The 15,283-nt window shown below is 53.1% G+C and carries 13 protein-coding genes; 3 read left to right on the top strand and 10 right to left on the bottom strand.

The window, feature by feature from the left end; translation table 11 throughout:
- Positions 1-4 precede the first annotated feature (4 nt).
- The 9 genes from C7H85_RS11380 to C7H85_RS11340 form a co-directional block, all read right to left on the bottom strand.
- The gene (locus tag C7H85_RS11380; protein WP_106729820.1) at positions 5-1,180 is read right to left on the bottom strand and encodes a restriction endonuclease subunit S; all 1,176 of its coding nucleotides are present in this window, start codon (positions 1,178-1,180) and stop codon (positions 5-7) included.
- Positions 1,177-2,715 (bottom strand): type I restriction-modification system subunit M, encoded by a 1,539-nt coding sequence (locus tag C7H85_RS11375; RefSeq protein ID WP_106729819.1) that lies wholly within the window; start codon positions 2,713-2,715, stop codon positions 1,177-1,179. Before C7H85_RS11375 ends, C7H85_RS11380 begins: the two co-directional genes overlap by 4 nt.
- Positions 2,712-3,350 (bottom strand): restriction endonuclease subunit S, encoded by a 639-nt coding sequence (locus tag C7H85_RS11370; protein ID WP_106729818.1) that lies wholly within the window; start codon positions 3,348-3,350, stop codon positions 2,712-2,714. The genes C7H85_RS11375 and C7H85_RS11370 overlap by 4 nt, the downstream gene beginning before the upstream one ends.
- Positions 3,334-3,750: a hypothetical protein gene (locus C7H85_RS11365; protein ID WP_106729817.1), complete on the bottom strand. Its 417-nt coding sequence runs from the start codon at positions 3,748-3,750 to the stop codon at positions 3,334-3,336. The genes C7H85_RS11370 and C7H85_RS11365 overlap by 17 nt, the downstream gene beginning before the upstream one ends.
- Before the next feature lie 239 nt (positions 3,751-3,989).
- A complete protein-coding gene (locus C7H85_RS11360) occupies positions 3,990-5,402 on the bottom strand; it encodes a TnsD family Tn7-like transposition protein (protein ID WP_106729816.1) in 1,413 nt (470 codons plus the stop codon).
- Positions 5,403-5,415: 13 nt separating this feature from the next.
- Positions 5,416-6,858, bottom strand: a complete 1,443-nt coding sequence (locus C7H85_RS11355; protein WP_106729815.1) for an ATP-binding protein — start codon at positions 6,856-6,858, stop codon at positions 5,416-5,418.
- Positions 6,855-9,041, bottom strand: a complete 2,187-nt coding sequence (locus tag C7H85_RS11350; RefSeq protein ID WP_245879652.1) for a transposase — start codon at positions 9,039-9,041, stop codon at positions 6,855-6,857. Before C7H85_RS11350 ends, C7H85_RS11355 begins: the two co-directional genes overlap by 4 nt.
- Positions 8,992-9,813: a TnsA endonuclease N-terminal domain-containing protein gene (locus C7H85_RS11345; RefSeq protein WP_106729813.1), complete on the bottom strand. Its 822-nt coding sequence runs from the start codon at positions 9,811-9,813 to the stop codon at positions 8,992-8,994. Before C7H85_RS11345 ends, C7H85_RS11350 begins: the two co-directional genes overlap by 50 nt.
- Before the next feature lie 124 nt (positions 9,814-9,937).
- Positions 9,938-11,110 (bottom strand): BaiN/RdsA family NAD(P)/FAD-dependent oxidoreductase, encoded by a 1,173-nt coding sequence (locus tag C7H85_RS11340; RefSeq protein WP_106729812.1) that lies wholly within the window; start codon positions 11,108-11,110, stop codon positions 9,938-9,940.
- A 95-nt stretch (positions 11,111-11,205) separates the two neighbouring features.
- On the opposite strand from C7H85_RS11340, the gene C7H85_RS11335 reads away from it, so the two are divergent.
- The gene (locus C7H85_RS11335) at positions 11,206-12,378 is read left to right on the top strand and encodes a methyltransferase (protein ID WP_106729811.1); all 1,173 of its coding nucleotides are present in this window, start codon (positions 11,206-11,208) and stop codon (positions 12,376-12,378) included.
- A gap of 137 nt (positions 12,379-12,515) precedes the next feature.
- Positions 12,516-12,956 carry a universal stress protein gene (locus C7H85_RS11330; protein ID WP_106729810.1) on the top strand — a complete coding sequence of 147 codons (441 nt, stop codon included), beginning with the start codon at positions 12,516-12,518 and terminating at the stop codon, positions 12,954-12,956.
- A gap of 3 nt (positions 12,957-12,959) precedes the next feature.
- On the opposite strand, the gene C7H85_RS11325 is transcribed toward C7H85_RS11330, so the two are convergent.
- The gene (locus C7H85_RS11325; RefSeq protein WP_106729809.1) at positions 12,960-13,883 is read right to left on the bottom strand and encodes a LysR family transcriptional regulator; all 924 of its coding nucleotides are present in this window, start codon (positions 13,881-13,883) and stop codon (positions 12,960-12,962) included.
- A 476-nt stretch (positions 13,884-14,359) separates the two neighbouring features.
- On the opposite strand from C7H85_RS11325, the gene C7H85_RS11320 reads away from it, so the two are divergent.
- A complete protein-coding gene (locus C7H85_RS11320) occupies positions 14,360-15,223 on the top strand; it encodes a carboxylate/amino acid/amine transporter (RefSeq protein ID WP_106729808.1) in 864 nt (287 codons plus the stop codon).
- Positions 15,224-15,283: the final 60 nt, after the last annotated feature.

Here is a 15,283-nt window from a genome sequence, read left to right as displayed (position 1 = left end):
CCCATCAAACCAAAACTCGACGTTTACCCGTCAACAACTGCTGCATCAGCGCCTTTTTCTCCTGCCTGAGTGCATCCAGCTTTTGTTGTAGAGTATCTATTTCTCTATCGGCGATGGACAGCACGGCAGAGATTTTTTTTTGTTCTTCAATATCCAGAGGGACTTTAAATTCTTTTTCCTTCAACTCTCGCATATGCCTGCTGTAGCCAAGGTTCGGAATGTCAGTATTCAGCAAGGTGTAATACCCAAATTTATTAAAAATATTTGGTTGCGTGTCGAGAACTTGAGTGCCATCTGCTCCAGGGCAGAAGATAAAGTCAATCCATTTTAGGCATCTGGTATGATCTCCAAAAACAATCACGGGTATGTCTGAATAGACTTCGTCATTCCCACAGTAACCAGCTATCATTTTTTGACCCTGATCGACAATAGGAACAGAGCCGGACTCTAAATATTCATTAGATTTAACCTGAGCGGATTTTTTGTTGACAACTTTGAACGCATCTTGAAAGGTGAAATATTTCCACTCCCCACTAAACCTCACTCCATCCTTATTCAGCAGACGCTGTTTGCCGGTCAGCAGTTGCTGCATCAGGGCCTTTTTCTGCTGGCGGCTGTTGGCCAGCAATTGCTCCGTAGTGGTGATCGCCTTGTCCCATATGGACAGAATTTTAGCGATTTTCTTTTGTTCAGGAGGTGGTGGAACTGGAACTTTGTATGCCTTTAAACTTTTCAAACTTATGGCTGGCTGCGCAGTTTCAGTTTTAATCTCTGAGAGACCGTCTCTCTCATAGTTGAAATATAGTATAAAACTAAAAAATTCAGTGTCGTTATCATCAAAAGATAATTTTAGGCAGTTTCCCGCAATAATGGCTTCGGGATGATCATGAGGGATGATTGCACATCGTCCAGCTTGCGCTCCGATCTTTGCCATCAGAATATCACCACCTTTAGCGGCACTTCTTTTTTGTTCGTCGAATAGTTTCTGGTCTACATAGACATACTTATCTGCTGAGAACTTTCCAGATGTAACAAATCCACTTTGCAAAACAGGAACACCTTCCGACTTGTAATGCTCTGACTTCAGATTGCTACCAAATGGGCCATCAACCATTGCATATTTCTTTCTGGAAACTACATCCTCTAACCGCTTGTAGCTCCAATCAGCTGGGAGTTTCATTGCAAGCCCCCTTGTGATCGGTAGTCGAGCTCCTTCAGATATTTATTCATCTCGCCTTCCAGCTCACTGAGCTGGGCCTTCAGCTGTTCACGCTCGGCGCGCACCGCCAGCAGATCGATCTCTTCCTCTTCCTCAAAGGTGTCGACATAGCGGGGAATATTGAGGTTGTAATCGTTCTCGCGGATCTCTTCCAGGCTGGCGAGGTAGGCGTATTTGTCCAGGTTATCGCCGTTCTGATAGGTGGCGACGATCTTCTGAATGTTCTCTTCAGACAGCTGGTTCTGGTTCTTGCCGGCCTTGAACTCACGGCTGGCGTCGATGAACAGCACTTTGTCGTCCACTTTCTGCTTTTTGAATAGCAGAATGGCGGCGGGAATACCCGTGCCGTAAAACAGCTTTTCCGGCAGGCCGATCACGGCGTCCAGCAGGTTTTCTTCAATCAGCTGCTTGCGGATCTTGCCCTCGCTGGAGCCACGGAACAGCACACCATGAGGCACCACCACACCCATACGGCCAGAGCCGGGCTTGAGGGTTTCTATCATGTGCAGAATAAAGGCGTAGTCACCCTTGGTTTTGGGCGGCACACCGCGGCGAAAGCGGCTGAACTTATCGTGTTCGGCCTCGTCGTGACCCCATTTGTCCAGGCTGAATGGCGGGTTGGCGGTGACCACATCGAACAGCATGAGATCGCCGTTTTTGTCCAGCAGCTTGGGGTTGCGAATGGTGTCACCCCACTCGATTTTGTGGTTGTCTTCGCCGTGCAGAAACATGTTCATTTTGGCCAGTGACCAGGTGGAGCCAATGGCTTCCTGCCCATACAGGGCATAGTGGCGGCTGTTATGATTGGCCTCGATTTTACGACCACACTTCATCAGCAGCGAGCCGGAGCCACAGGCCGGGTCGCAGATGGTGTCGCCGGGCTGCGGGTCGAGCAGGGCGGCGATTAAATCACTCACCTCGGGCGGGGTATAGAACTCGCCCGCCTTCTGGCCGCCGCTGGCGGCAAAGTTCTTGATGAGATATTCATAGGCGTTGCCGATCACGTCCAGGCCGCCCACCCGGCTGGGTTTGAGGTTCAGCTCGGGCTTGGCAAAGTCTTCCAGCAGGTGGCGCAGAATGCTGTTCTTCTGCTTTTCTTCGCCCAGCCGGTCGGTGTTAAAGGAGATATCCTGAAACACGCTCTTGCCGGCGTCTTTCAGCTTGGTGCCGTTGGCTTCCTCAATGGCGTGCAGAGCCTGATCAATGCGCTCGCCGTTGCCGGGCTCGTGACGGCGTTCCCACAGGGCGTTGAAGCTGGCGTCGCGGGGCAGCACAAAGCGCTCGTTTTTCATCATCTCTTCAATGAGTTCCGGCTCGTCGCCATACTCAGCCTTGTAGCCGTCGTAGTGATCCTGCCATACATCCGAGATGTACTTGAGGAACAGCATGGTCAGGATGAAATCCTTGTAGGTGTCGGCGCTGATAGTGCCACGGAAGGTATCGCAGGCGTTCCACAACGCCTTGTTGATTTGATCCTGATTGATTTTATCGTTCATACATTTTTCTCCTGAAGCAGTTGCTGAAACATGCCTTGCAGCATGTCTTCTCGATTTTTTAACAAGGCTTGGGTCAGCTGTTGTTCCTGCTCCCAAAGCTGGTTTAAGCGAAGAATTTTCTGTTGAGTAACCAGAGAGGGCATCTCCAGTTTTATTTCTCTCGCCACCTTGGTGCTCAACATCACAAGGTTGGTGCCCTGGCTACCTGCCCCTTCTGACAGCCAATATTGCATTGCCGGACGATTGAGCGACCAGCACAAAAACTCAGGTAGCACTCCCTCTTTCGGGGTGATGACCAGAAACTGGCTACTCACGACAGTGGGCAGCGAGGCAGCGTCATCAGGCACCAGGCAAGAGGCACGAAAGTACCCTCCCTTGGTGCCTCTGGACGGCAATAACACAGCTCCGGGAGCCACAAACGCCTTATCCTTGCCTTCCCAGCGAATCAGCGGCAGCTGATGGACTGGTATCAGAGACGAGCTCGTAGCTTCCCACATGGCCCTTACATCCTTGATCTGGGCCACATGGGCCGTACCTTCGCTTACGGATACCTCTTCAATTTTTTCCCGAAAGGTAAATCCGGTTCGAATATCAGCAATATCCTCAAGTGCCGTGAGATTAGTGGTTTGTGACATGACTCGATCCTTTCTTCATCGGAGTACGCAGCATGCATCCAGCACTTCGGCCCGTCTGAGTATCAGGTAAGAAGATCGCTTCTCCCCAGCCAACACGCAGAGCCTCCTGCTCAAACCAGCTTTTAACTATGCTCGTGACTTTCTTTTGGTTCTTGCGATGGTGCTTATTAAAAAGTGCTAAAACCCGCTCTATGGCGCAGAAGAAAGCGTCATCACTGGTCTTCATCTTGCCAGGCACTGGGAAAACAGATCTCTCACGCTTTGCACGCTGCTCAGCCCCTACAGTGTTGCTATGCTTCAGAACACCAGCCTCTGTGGGCTTTATGGATCGGATCAGATGGATACGCTTCACCACTCTGATGTCTTGCAGGTCTGCGTTTGTTTGATATGCTTGCTTCATTCAAATCTCCTCTGTGACTACCTCACGTTTAGCTTTGAATGCAGCGACAGGCTGCCACCTGTCGCTACCTCATGAACCCAACCCAAAAAAAATACAGTAGGAACGCTACGAATCAGGTCGATGTATGTATACTGGTTCATAGGGAGCCGATCTGTCAACTTTTATTTTGCAGTAGCTGAATTACAGACTTAAATCCTAGCCTGTCCTGCGACAAACAAGGCGGTCAGAAGGAGAAGGGGTCAGGCATAGCGCCCGGCGGGCTTTACAGGCTCGGGAAGTACAGCCTGTAGCCAGAGGCGATCATTGAGGTACAACCAGAAGAAAGCGGCGTTGCACCGGCTTTTGTAGTCTTTTCTGTGTGCTTCGGGGTGAGCGTTGCGATACTTGATGATCTGCACTCTACAACGCCGGCGCATGGACTCCCAATGGCACAGCTTGCGTCGTTCCACCAAGCCGGGGGTACTGGAAATCACCTGCTCCACCGAGCCAATCCCAATTCCGCAACGCTTCGAGATCGCGCTTCTGTGCACACCTGCTTGGGCAAAGCGCAGAATGCGCTGCTTGCACTCCTCGGTAAGCGTTCTGGGCCTGGTCGTGATCGGGATATCATGGAGTTGGGCCAGCCGCTTCAGGTAGCAGCGGCTTTTGCCGGTGATACGAGACACTTCAGCCATTGAGCGATTTTCTTTTAGCAACCTCAGGCACTTGCGCTCAACGTTTGAGGATGTGCGGGGCTTATCTCGTTTGTTACCGGCAGAAATGCTTGCCGAAGGTAAGGCGTAGTCGAGCATGTCTTGCGGCTGACGATAAAGCCAGCTGGAGAAAAGCAGATGCCGAAATGGGTGACGATTACTCTCTGGATCCAGTAACTGAGAGACATAACGATAGTCCTGAGCATGGCGGGGAAGTAGCGTATCGGCAGCAGCGCGATATTCCTCTGCAGCAGCTATAAACGCCTTGATGACTCCTTCACGCCGCACGCTGCCATGCTTTGTGATAAATCCCAGCTCCGCCAACCTTAATCTGTATGCCGAGGCCACATTCAACTGGCAGCTTTCGCAAGTGATCAGCTGTAACAGCTCGTAAGCAAAGTGCGCAACTCTCGTCTCCAAAGGCTCTGCCGAAATGTACCTATCGGTATATTCAGGCAGGCACCCTGCCATCACTCGCTGCCTTCGTACCAGAGGCATTCTGCGCAGCAACACAGGGTGAAACGGGCAGGCTGTTATTCCCGGGACTTGATGACTCCTGTGCCAATAGGCCACCCCCAGCTGCTGTAACTCATTACCAGCACAGAGCGGGCACCATTTCAGGCACAGTGTCTCTCCAGAGCCAAAGGAAGCAAGCTGACTGTATCTGACCGCCTTTGCCCCTTCGCAGGCCAGCATCATGCGCCTTAGCTGAGCGGCATACCTGGGCATAAACAGGCAAAACAGCGGGGCCAGCGTCTGTTCATTAACAATATCGTCTTTATTCTCACCAATCAGAGTAGCAAGCTGCTCAATACCTGCTGGCAGGAAAGGGTGTACCGAGGCTCTCTTGCTTCCAAAAGCCTTTTCCGAAAAATCACCTATGTGCATACCGAACATTGTCACGTATCGTATCAAGCGGCTAAGCAGGAGTTCATCCGGGAAAGGCTTTGGCACCCTCATTACACCACCACAGCTAGGCAAATTTCTCTAATGGGTCTTCACAGAGTATGTTCTTGGCCCTCAACAGCTCCAGGGGATCATCCTGAGTCGCAGCTCGTTGAATCAAATCCATATCGCCAATAAGAGGGTAGAGATCTTCTGTGTTCTGCAACTGATTAATTTTAGAAGAGAATTCAGGATGGTGCGGCCTGGTGAGGTCTCCTGGTATGGTTTGCAGATTTCCTGAGTGAACCAATGACATCCTTTCATCAGAAGGTGATTTCTCTAAAACGGGACTAGATTCTTTCTTCTTTCGTTTAAGAAGAGAAATGGAACGCTCCCTTTTCATCTCATCTGTAATGTCTTTTGAAGCCCTTATGGCAATACTTGATGCATGCCTAAGCACTTCTGGAGTGTTCCTTTCATCTTCAGCGCCAATAATATATCGCTGAGCTTCACGAAAGATCCTGACAGCTAAATCTATGTTGCCTACTGATAAATCATAAAGTGTATCATTCAATTCTTGGGAAAGCGGAGTTTTAACATTAGTCCATTGTAGATCCCATAACTCTTCGACAAAAACACCCCAAACCTCATCATTTTCCATCAGTTCAAAGTCAAAATAGCCATTACTCTCGGCCCTTCTTGCCGTCTTAAGTGTTTTGCTTAGCAACTTATTGAAAGGAGGATTCGCACAGAAAATAATTGGAATACCCAAGTTATTCACCAGATTATGGATAAAACCGAGAAGCCTATCAGCCCCCCCTGTTTTAGCCAGGTTAAGATTTTGCATTTCATCTATAACAAGAATTCCAAGAAAGCTGGATTTGATACGTGCTTCAATCTGCTCTATCAAAGAAGGAATTGTTCTTTCTTTTGCTGTGGGTTCCAAACCCATTTTGATGTCCAGCTCGGTGAGAATCTTGTGGCACAAAGCCCTAATACTGGAATCCTCAGGGCAGTCTACTTTAATCCACACTACCTGACGAAGAGGGATAGACATACCATTGTAACGAGTGTGTGTGATGGTATCAGGAAAGTGACAGAGGATTTGCTCCAGCATGCAGGTTTTTCCTACACCACTTTCTCCAATTATAGTTATACCACAACCCTTCGCTTGAAAATAACCAGTTCCAGGTTCAACTTTCGTACGCTCACCAACAGGGTAATGCAAATAATTCATTGTCGTAGGTGACAAAGGGTTTTTGGCTGAATAACCCTCCTTGATAGCAATTTCAATTGCCCTAAAACAATCAAAATATATTGGTAGTGGCTGCCTCAGAGCCTTCAACCTGGTGAGATACTCCACTCTGTGAGACGGTTCCAGCTTCATTTCATCTGAAGAGTACGGCGGGTAGTAGCTCAGCACGTCAACCAAATCATCATCACACAACTTGACTGGTAATGCTTCAATCAATGGATTACCGCAATGTTCAGGAAGTATAGCTCTATTATATTTCGCTTCTTCATGCCTCATTTATCAGAATCCTTTTTCCGCTTAAGTATAGATATTACTTTCTCTTTACGTTCTTCTGAAATACGAGAAACTGAATTATCAGCGGATGTCACATAATCATCGTAATCGATTTTCTCTTCAACTCTGGCATTACTTACATACTCCCTTCTTCTGTCTTTCATCCCTTTAATCTTGTCACTCTTTTTACTTAGCTTAGGCAGCTCTTGTACTTCTTGCTTTGCGGCCTCAACTATTGATTTTCTTCTAGCATGAGCTTCAACAGTTCGAGTTGATACTTGAGGCCTGACTCCCTCAAGCTTTTTCCAGTCTTTAAAGTACAAGATATCAGCTTTATGTCGTTCCTCAAAAATGGATGATCTCTGCATCAATCTGCATCGTGTAAAGCCCTCTAACGGCTGTAGTCGGACAAAAATAAATGAAGAGTTATCACTATCAATCAGTGCTTCCATTTTTGAGCGGCCGTAATTCCTTGCAATAGTTTTCCAGTCTTCAAACTCAGGTCTATCACACTCGTAGTACATATCATCATTGAGCCTGATGCCTTTACTTGTCATCGAGACATATTCAACAGGTAACAATCTTGCCCTTATCTCCGCTTCATTAGCTTTATTCAAAGAATGCAAATGCTTTTTGAAGTGAACATTCCAGTAGTTTAGCGGGGTAGGACGAAGCTGAGATTCAATCAGTAAAGTAGTTTGAGCCGCAAGTGCATCAAGAGTTTTACTGTTTTGTATGAGCACATCTTCAATAATCATCTGAGTCACTTCTTTCAGAGTAAGCGCTGCATCCATTCGTGGGTCTTTATCACCTCGAATATATTTTATCCCTCTGGTCGTACCCATCAGCTCGTGGATTAGGCTTTCATTAAGAATATGAAACCTATGCTCTACTACTCCTTTTTTTTCAGCTCTATATGGTGGCGCAAAGCTCAAGTGACCAATCAATGGAACAGCACGTTCCTCGGCATCTTTACATATAAACTCGCCACGATCACATAACAGACGCTGTGGTATATGCCGACAGGGCCAGTCTTCTTCTTTAATATCAATACCATAACGTGCACAAAAATCTTTCTTTGAAGAAAAGCTATTAACTAAAACCTGACGACCAGCCCTCCATGAAGCATATTCCATTGAAACATGAAGGCCTACAATCATACGACTAACTTTATCAATAACATAATATAATGTGGGTCGCCCAATAACATGATTCCTATTAAATTCTGATACAATATGAACATCAAGAACTGTGGCATCCAGTTCGAAGTAACTTCCGGGAACTTCAGCGTGATCTATAGTGGAGCCTCGAAGGCCGCGTTTATTTCTATCAAAGTCGCCACTACTTGTGCTTTTTTTAATAAATTCTGATTGAGGAATAAGCTTTTTCACCCAGTATCTAAATGATCTCAAGCTCGGCACTAATGGAGATCTTGCATCTTTCTCTGCTTGTAGTATTTCGTTAGCGTAGAATTCATTCAGCATTTTATTATAAACATGGCTTATAGCCATTGAACGCCCCTTCAAAGCATACTTTTTAATAGCCTTAAGAAACTTTTTCTTGTCTTCTTCAGAGGCATTTTTTCCTGATGCTGCCGACATACCGGGAGTTGATAACTGTATAGGTGCACCACGCTTTTTTAGCCCTGCCAAACGAGGCTCCCCTGGGCCACCAGAGTTCTTATATGCTGGCAACAAACCATTCACATCCTGACCATATCGCCAGTATTGGTTAAGTATGCGATAAAGTTTTTGAACGTAAGTTCCTTTTCTCCTAGCATGGGCTGGTATTATTTTACAACGTTGACTAACCGCCACTTCGAATAAAAAATAAGGTTCATTCACTAACTCCTCAATTAATTCGAACTGATCATCCCGCCTTTTTATATGTTCGCTCGGTATATCACCTTCACTTGACAGAAGATAAAAGGGGAGAGTAAAAGAAGATGGCTTAATATCCTTTCTTTCAATCCCATCCAGGAACTCTTCAAGACTTACAGCAACCGGTTTTTGCAAACTAAGATTTTCTGCCAAGTCAAATAGTATCAACAAGCCATCTTCTTTATAACTTGCCAGCAAGCGATAAAGGCCATTACTTAGCCCATCAAAATTATTCACATCCCAGACACCGTTTATCTCAACCTGCATATATTCTTTCTCCTGCACGTTTATTGATGCCAGTAACATGAAGTATTCCCGTATCTGCTATGGGATTATTTAAATCTATCAGCACCATCTTCTTGGCAATAAGTGTTTTTAATAGAGTCAATGCATCATCATGCTCTACAGCCAAATTATCAATGAAGGTATTACACAGAGATTCTACAAACGTCAGCCCCACTGTAATGAAATCAAGAGCTAAAACAAGGAGCTCATAATCAAATATCCTACCTTGCCTGACAGGAGATGTTGCCCACTGAATATTTCTTGACTGTATTTTATTCCTATCTGTTGTGGTGAAAATGTGGAAAGGCACACCCTGCAACTCCCACCAAACCCTTTCTATATCAAGTTTTTCAGCAGTGCGCTTATCATCGAACTTATCTTCAGGTTTTACGCTTACTGCTTCGTACCATATTTTAATGCCATCGGTACGAGTTAACAGGAAGTCTGTAGTCATAACATTAGGAGTTTTCGTACTTGGAATGGTTGGATGTTTCAAACCCAAAGCACAGGAAATTCTTATTGATAGATCTAACGGTAGAAGAGGGAACTGATCTCTAATATCAATTACAGAATCAGAAAATTCAGCCAAATAGAAAAAACAGCTCTCATTTTCAGAAAGGGATGTATAACACCTATTTATCTTTAAACCATTTATTTTCCCACTATTTCCTGGTGAATTAACATCCTCTACCCTCAGCCATGGTTTGTAGCTTTCCCCTTGCCCCAACCCATAACTATTTTTGAGTGCTCGTTTAAAGTCTTCCGTGGTTTGTAACTTTCTTCGGCCAGCCAAGTGCTTAGCTCCGTTATGTCATCTTGGAGCTAAGTATAGAACAGTGTACAAACTTTATTGTCATAAAATGGGCTTGTGTACAAACTTTTTGTCTAGTGTACAAACTTTATTGTCAATGCACACCTCACACCACCTGACCGGCGCACCAACCGGAGCTCCAGGCCCACTGGAAGTTGTAGCCGCCCAGCCAGCCGGTGACGTCCATCACCTCGCCCACGAAATAGAGGTTGGGTACCCTGTTGGCCATCATGGTCTTGGAGGAGAGTTCGTGGGTGTCCACCCCGCCCAGGGTCACCTCGGCGGTGCGGTAGCCCTCGGTGCCGCCGGGCTGCAGCGACCAGGCCGCCAGCCTTTCCTCTATCGCCGCCAGCTCCCTCGGGGTGTATTGCTTGAGCGGCTTGTTCACCAGCCCTTCCCGCGCCAGCAGCGCCTCCACCAGCCGTTTGGGCAGTTGGCGGCCGAGCCAGGTCTTCAGTTCCTGGTTGGGGCTGTCCGCCACTCCCTCGGCCAGCCGGCCAGCGGGCAGCAGCTCGAAGCGCACCCGCTCGCCGGGCTGCCAGTAGGAGGAGATCTGCAGCACCGCCGGGCCGGACAGGCCCCGGTGGGTGAACAGCAGGCTTTCGGCGAAGCGGGTGCCGTCCTCGCTCTCGGCCACCACCGGCAGGCTCACCCCGGCCAGGGGCTCCAGGCTTTGTTTGTCTTCCGGCTGCAGGGTAAAGGGCACCAGGCCGGCCCGGGTGGGCAGCACCCGCAAGCCGAACTGCTCCGCCAGCTTGTAGCCGAAGGGGGAGGCGCCGATCTTCGGCATGGACAGGCCGCCGGTGGCCACCACCAGGGAATGGCAGCTGTAGGCTTCGTTGTGGGTGGCCACCATAAAGCCCTCGCCCAGCCGGTCCACCTCCAGCACCTCGGCCCGCAGGCGGATGCTGACCCCGGCCTGATCGCACTCCTTCACCAGCATATCGACGATGTTCTGTGCCGAATCGTCACAAAACAGCTGGCCCAGGGTCTTCTCATGATAGTCGATGCCGTGCTTGTCCACCAGGGCGATAAAGTCCCACTGGGTATAGCGGGCCAGGGCCGACTTGACGAAATGGGGGTTGGCGCAGAGGAACGCCTTGGGCTCCACCTGGTAGTTGGTGAAGTTGCAACGGCCACCGCCGGACATCAGTATCTTGCGGCCGATACGCTTGCCGTGATCCAGTACCAGCACCCGCCGCCCCCGCCTGCCCGCCTCAGCGGCACACATCAGGCCGGCGGCGCCGGCGCCGATCACGATTACATCCCAGGCCTGCATGGGCTTCCCCTCTCGTCGACACAAAGGCGCTATTCTAGCGCCCCGGTCCCGCCCCCGCTATCACGGCGCCGGGCTCGGCGCTATAATCCGCCCCCATGAGCGACCTGGCCGATCTTTTCGACACCCTGAGCACCCTGCTGCAGCGCACCCGCGGCGACTGGCAGCGCTATCCCTTTGCCTGCCATTCCCTGCCCTGGCCGGAACTCGCCCCCCTGCTCGAAGAACTGGACGAGGCCCGGCTGGAGGCGCTGGAGGCCGACCCGGCCGCCGCCCTGGCCTGCCTGGCCGAGTGGCGCCCGGACGCCGTCGCCCTCAACCGGCCGCGGCTCCCGGCGTTGGCGCGGGCCGCCGACTATGCCACGCCGCGCTGGAGCAACGGCATCCCCGGGCGGAAATGGGCGCAAATCAAGGATTTTGCCGCCAATATCACCGGCGTTTATCCCATCCTGGAGTGGTGCGCCGGCAAGGGCCACCTCGGCCGGTTGCTGGCCCAGCAGTCCGCGCGGCCGGTCACCAGCCTGGAATGGAATCCGGATCTGTGCCGTCAGGGTGAACAGTTGGCCGCCCGGCTCGGGCTCGAACACCGCTTTGTCTGCGCCGATGCCCTGGCCGAAACCGCCGCCGGGCTCTTCACTGCCGAACAGCAGGCCCTGGCCCTGCACGCCTGCGGCGAGCTGCACCTGCGCTTTTTGCGCCATGCGGCCGCCGCCGGCACCCGGGCGCTGGCGCTCTCTCCCTGCTGCTACCACCTGATCGAGGGCAACCGCTACCGGCCGCTGTCCGCCGCCGGCCAGGCCCGGGATCTCGGGCTGGACCGCCAGGATCTGCGGCTGCCGCTGCAGCAGCAGGTGACCGGCGGCGAACGGGTGCACCGGCTGCGCCGCATCGAGCTGAGCTGGCGGCTGGCCTTCGACGAGCTGCAACGGGCGCTGAGGGAACAAAATGAATATCTGCCGCTGCCCTCCTTCCCCAAGCAACTGCTGAGCGGCGATTTCGCCGACTTCGCCCGCTGGGCCTGCGGGCAGAAGGGGCTCCCCGCCCCCGCCACCCTCGACGGCGCCTACTGGCTGGCCCGGGCCGAGCCGCGCCGGCTGATGGTCCAGCGCATCGAGCTGGTGCGCCACCTCTACCGCTACCCGCTGGAGCTGTGGCTGCTGCTGGATCGGGCCCTGTTCCTCGCAGAGCAGGGCTACCGGGTGCGCCTCGGCACCTTTACCGCCCTCGACAACACACCACGGCGCTATTTGATCCAGGCCAGCCGTAGCTGAAATACCCGGCCGGCGGCATTGTGCTCAGGACCGATCCTGACCTATGCTGCTGGCAATCAGGGGCTGCCAGAATTCCTGCCCAGCTCACGGTTTAACGGCTAATGGATTGATAGAGTTAGGAAAAAAGGAGAGGTGCCATGACAGAGCCTTATCAGTACAAACATATACTGGCGGCGGTCGACATGACCGAGAAGAACCGCAAGGTAATCGCCAAGGCGGTGGACCGCGCCCGGGCCAACCAGGCCAAGCTGTCGGTGATCCACGTGGACGTCGATCTGAAAGACCTCTACACCGAGATGATCGACATCGATATCGACAATATCCAGGACCAGGTGGTGGCCGACGCCAAGCAGCGGCTGGAAGAATACCTGGCGGATATCGACTACCCCATCGAGAAAAAACTGGTGATCTGCGGCGATCTCACGCTGAAAGTGAGTGAAGCGGTGGAGCAGAACCAGGTCGACCTGCTGGTGTGCGGCCATGAGCAGAGCTTCTGGAGCCTGCTCACCTCCTCCGCCCGCCAGTTGATGAACACCGTCCCCTGCGACATGCTGGTGGTGCCCCTGCCCAAGGGCTGATGCTCAGGGCGACCGGCACAGGCGGTCGCCCACCTCGTCCAGCAACTGCCGAAACCACACCAGCGCCGGATCGAATTCGGTGAGCGGATGCTGCGCCAGCACGTAGGTACTGAGCAGGGGCTCGCTCAGCGCGTGTTGCCGCAACGGATAGTAACGGCAGAAATCCCGGGCGATCAGCTCCGGCACCACCGCCAGGTAGCGACCGGTGGCCAGCAGCTTGGGCAGTGCCTCGAAGCTCGGCACCCAGACCCCGATATGCCGCTCCCTGCCCTTTTGTTTCAGCCAGTTGTTCACCAGGATCTGGTTGTGCCCCCAGGTCGAGGTAGACACATGGCTCCAGGACACCAGCTCGGCGGGCGTCAGCCGCGCCGGCAGGCCGCTGTCCCGCGCCGCCAGGCACACCATGGGATTGTCGAACCAGGGCGCGAACAGCAGCCGGGGGGAGAGGTGGCCGGCGCCGGCAAAGCCGACCACCAGATCCAGGCCGCCCCGGGACAGGGTTTCCTCGTAGTCGGAATGCACCAGCTCGCTCACCGCCAGCCGGCAGCCCGGCGCCCGCCGGTGCAGCAGCTCCACCAGCTCGGGCACGGCGCCGTGCTCGATGGACGAGGGCACCGCCATGCGAAAGGTGCGCGTCGAACTGGCGGGGTCGAACACCGCCGACTGGCGCACCCCCTGCTCCAGCAGGGCCAGGGCCTGGCGCACCGGGGCCGCCAGCGCCAGGGCCCGGCCGGTGGGGCGCATCTCCTTGCGCGCCATCACGAACAGCGGATCCCCCAGCGCCTGGCGCAGCCTGGCCAGGGCGTGGCTGACGGTGGACTGGGACAGGTTGAGCCGCTCCGCCGCCCGGGTCACGTTGCGGCACTGCATCAACACATCGAACACCCGCAGCAGGTTGAGATCCAGTCGCTGGTAGAGGTTATCCATCGATATTAACCATACATGAATGATGATAATTCATTTCCAGCATACATAATCAACCCATAGAATTCACCTCGTTGACGAGTTAACCGTCGGCGTGGTGAAGCTGTATTGCCCGTCGGGCCGGCATGCAACATTCAGGACATGGTGGCATCATGGGGGGTACTGCCTGTCTCTCCGTCCCGGCAAAGCTGTTCGAGGTGACTTTGCCGGGGTGGAGAAAAGCGGAATGTTCGACGCCGGCGACACGGGTGACCACGCTGACAACCTATTGACGGGGTCAGGTCTCTGGACTCATGGGTTCTGCGAGTGGTGTTAAACCACGTTATTACGGGACGTCATTCTCTCCTTTATGACAAACCTGATGTTGGTCCCGGGCCGGTGCATTGCACCGGCTTTTTTTATGGCCGGCGCCGCTGGCCAAGGGCCGCACTTTGCGCCATCATGGCCGCCCGCGTTTACCAATGGCGAAGTTTCATCCCATGTCCTATCTGGTTTTTGTCACCCTGTTGTGGGCCTTTTCCTTCAGCCTGATCGGCGTCTACCTGGCCGGGGCCGTCGACAGTTATTTCTCGGTACTGAGCCGCGTCGCCCTGGCCGCCCTGCTGTTCCTGCCGCTGATGTCCTGGCGCCAGCCGCCCCGGCTGGTGCTGGGGCTGATGGGCTGCGGCGCGGTGCAGCTCGGCATCATGTACCTGTTCTACTACCAGTCGTTCCTGCTGCTGACGGTGCCGGAGGTGCTGATCTTCACCGTGCTCACCCCCATCTACGTCACCCTGATCTACGATCTGCTGCACCGGCGCTTCAACCCCGGCTACCTGCTCACCGCCGCCCTGGCGGTGCTCGGCGCCCTGGTGATCCGCTTCGACGGCCTCACCGATTCCTACCTGCTGGGCTTCGCGGTGGTACAGGGTGCCAACCTCTGCTTCGCCCTGGGCCAGGTGGGCTACAAGGTGCTGATGGAACGCTATCCGCGGCATCCGCCCCAGCGCCAATTGTTCGGCTATTTCTACCTGGGCGCCCTGCTGGTGGCGGTGCCGGCCTGGCTTTTACTCGGCGGCGACCGCTACCCCGCCACCGGCCTGCAGTGGGGCATACTGCTGTGGCTGGGCCTGGGTGCCTCCGGCCTGGGCTATTTCCTGTGGAACAAGGGCGCCACCCGGGTCAATGCCGGGGCGCTGGCGATCATGAACAACGCCCTGGTGCCCGCCGGCCTGCTGGTCAACCTGCTGATCTGGAACCGGGACGCCGACCTGCCGCGGCTCGCCGCGGGCGGACTCATACTGTTCGCTTCGCTCTGGCTCAACGAGGCCTGGCTCAAGACCCCGGCCGCCGCCCGGGCCTGATGGCGGCGGGCTCACAAAATCACAATTTAGCCGGTGCCGGCCATGGCAATCCGCACCGGC

The organism is Zobellella endophytica (assembly GCF_003012775.1).
Taxonomy (GTDB): domain Bacteria; phylum Pseudomonadota; class Gammaproteobacteria; order Enterobacterales; family Aeromonadaceae; genus Oceanimonas; species Oceanimonas endophytica.
The sequence above is the reverse complement of the archived record's forward strand: the minus strand, read 5'-3'. Positions and strand labels throughout refer to the sequence as shown.

Coding starts and splice junctions, on each gene's coding strand:
- C7H85_RS11380 (WP_106729820.1), bottom strand. CDS start 1,180: ATGAAACTCCCAGCTGATTGGAGCTACAAGCGGTTAGAGGATGTAGTT.
- C7H85_RS11375 (WP_106729819.1), bottom strand. CDS start 2,715: ATGAACGATAAAATCAATCAGGATCAAATCAACAAGGCGTTGTGGAAC.
- C7H85_RS11370 (WP_106729818.1), bottom strand. CDS start 3,350: ATGTCACAAACCACTAATCTCACGGCACTTGAGGATATTGCTGATATT.
- C7H85_RS11365 (WP_106729817.1), bottom strand. CDS start 3,750: ATGAAGCAAGCATATCAAACAAACGCAGACCTGCAAGACATCAGAGTG.
- C7H85_RS11360 (WP_106729816.1), bottom strand. CDS start 5,402: ATGAGGGTGCCAAAGCCTTTCCCGGATGAACTCCTGCTTAGCCGCTTG.
- C7H85_RS11355 (WP_106729815.1), bottom strand. CDS start 6,858: ATGAGGCATGAAGAAGCGAAATATAATAGAGCTATACTTCCTGAACAT.
- C7H85_RS11350 (WP_245879652.1), bottom strand. CDS start 9,041: ATGTTACTGGCATCAATAAACGTGCAGGAGAAAGAATATATGCAGGTT.
- C7H85_RS11340 (WP_106729812.1), bottom strand. CDS start 11,110: ATGCAGGCCTGGGATGTAATCGTGATCGGCGCCGGCGCCGCCGGCCTG.
- C7H85_RS11335 (WP_106729811.1), top strand. CDS start 11,206: ATGAGCGACCTGGCCGATCTTTTCGACACCCTGAGCACCCTGCTGCAG.
- C7H85_RS11330 (WP_106729810.1), top strand. CDS start 12,516: ATGACAGAGCCTTATCAGTACAAACATATACTGGCGGCGGTCGACATG.
- C7H85_RS11325 (WP_106729809.1), bottom strand. CDS start 13,883: ATGGATAACCTCTACCAGCGACTGGATCTCAACCTGCTGCGGGTGTTC.
- C7H85_RS11320 (WP_106729808.1), top strand. CDS start 14,360: ATGTCCTATCTGGTTTTTGTCACCCTGTTGTGGGCCTTTTCCTTCAGC.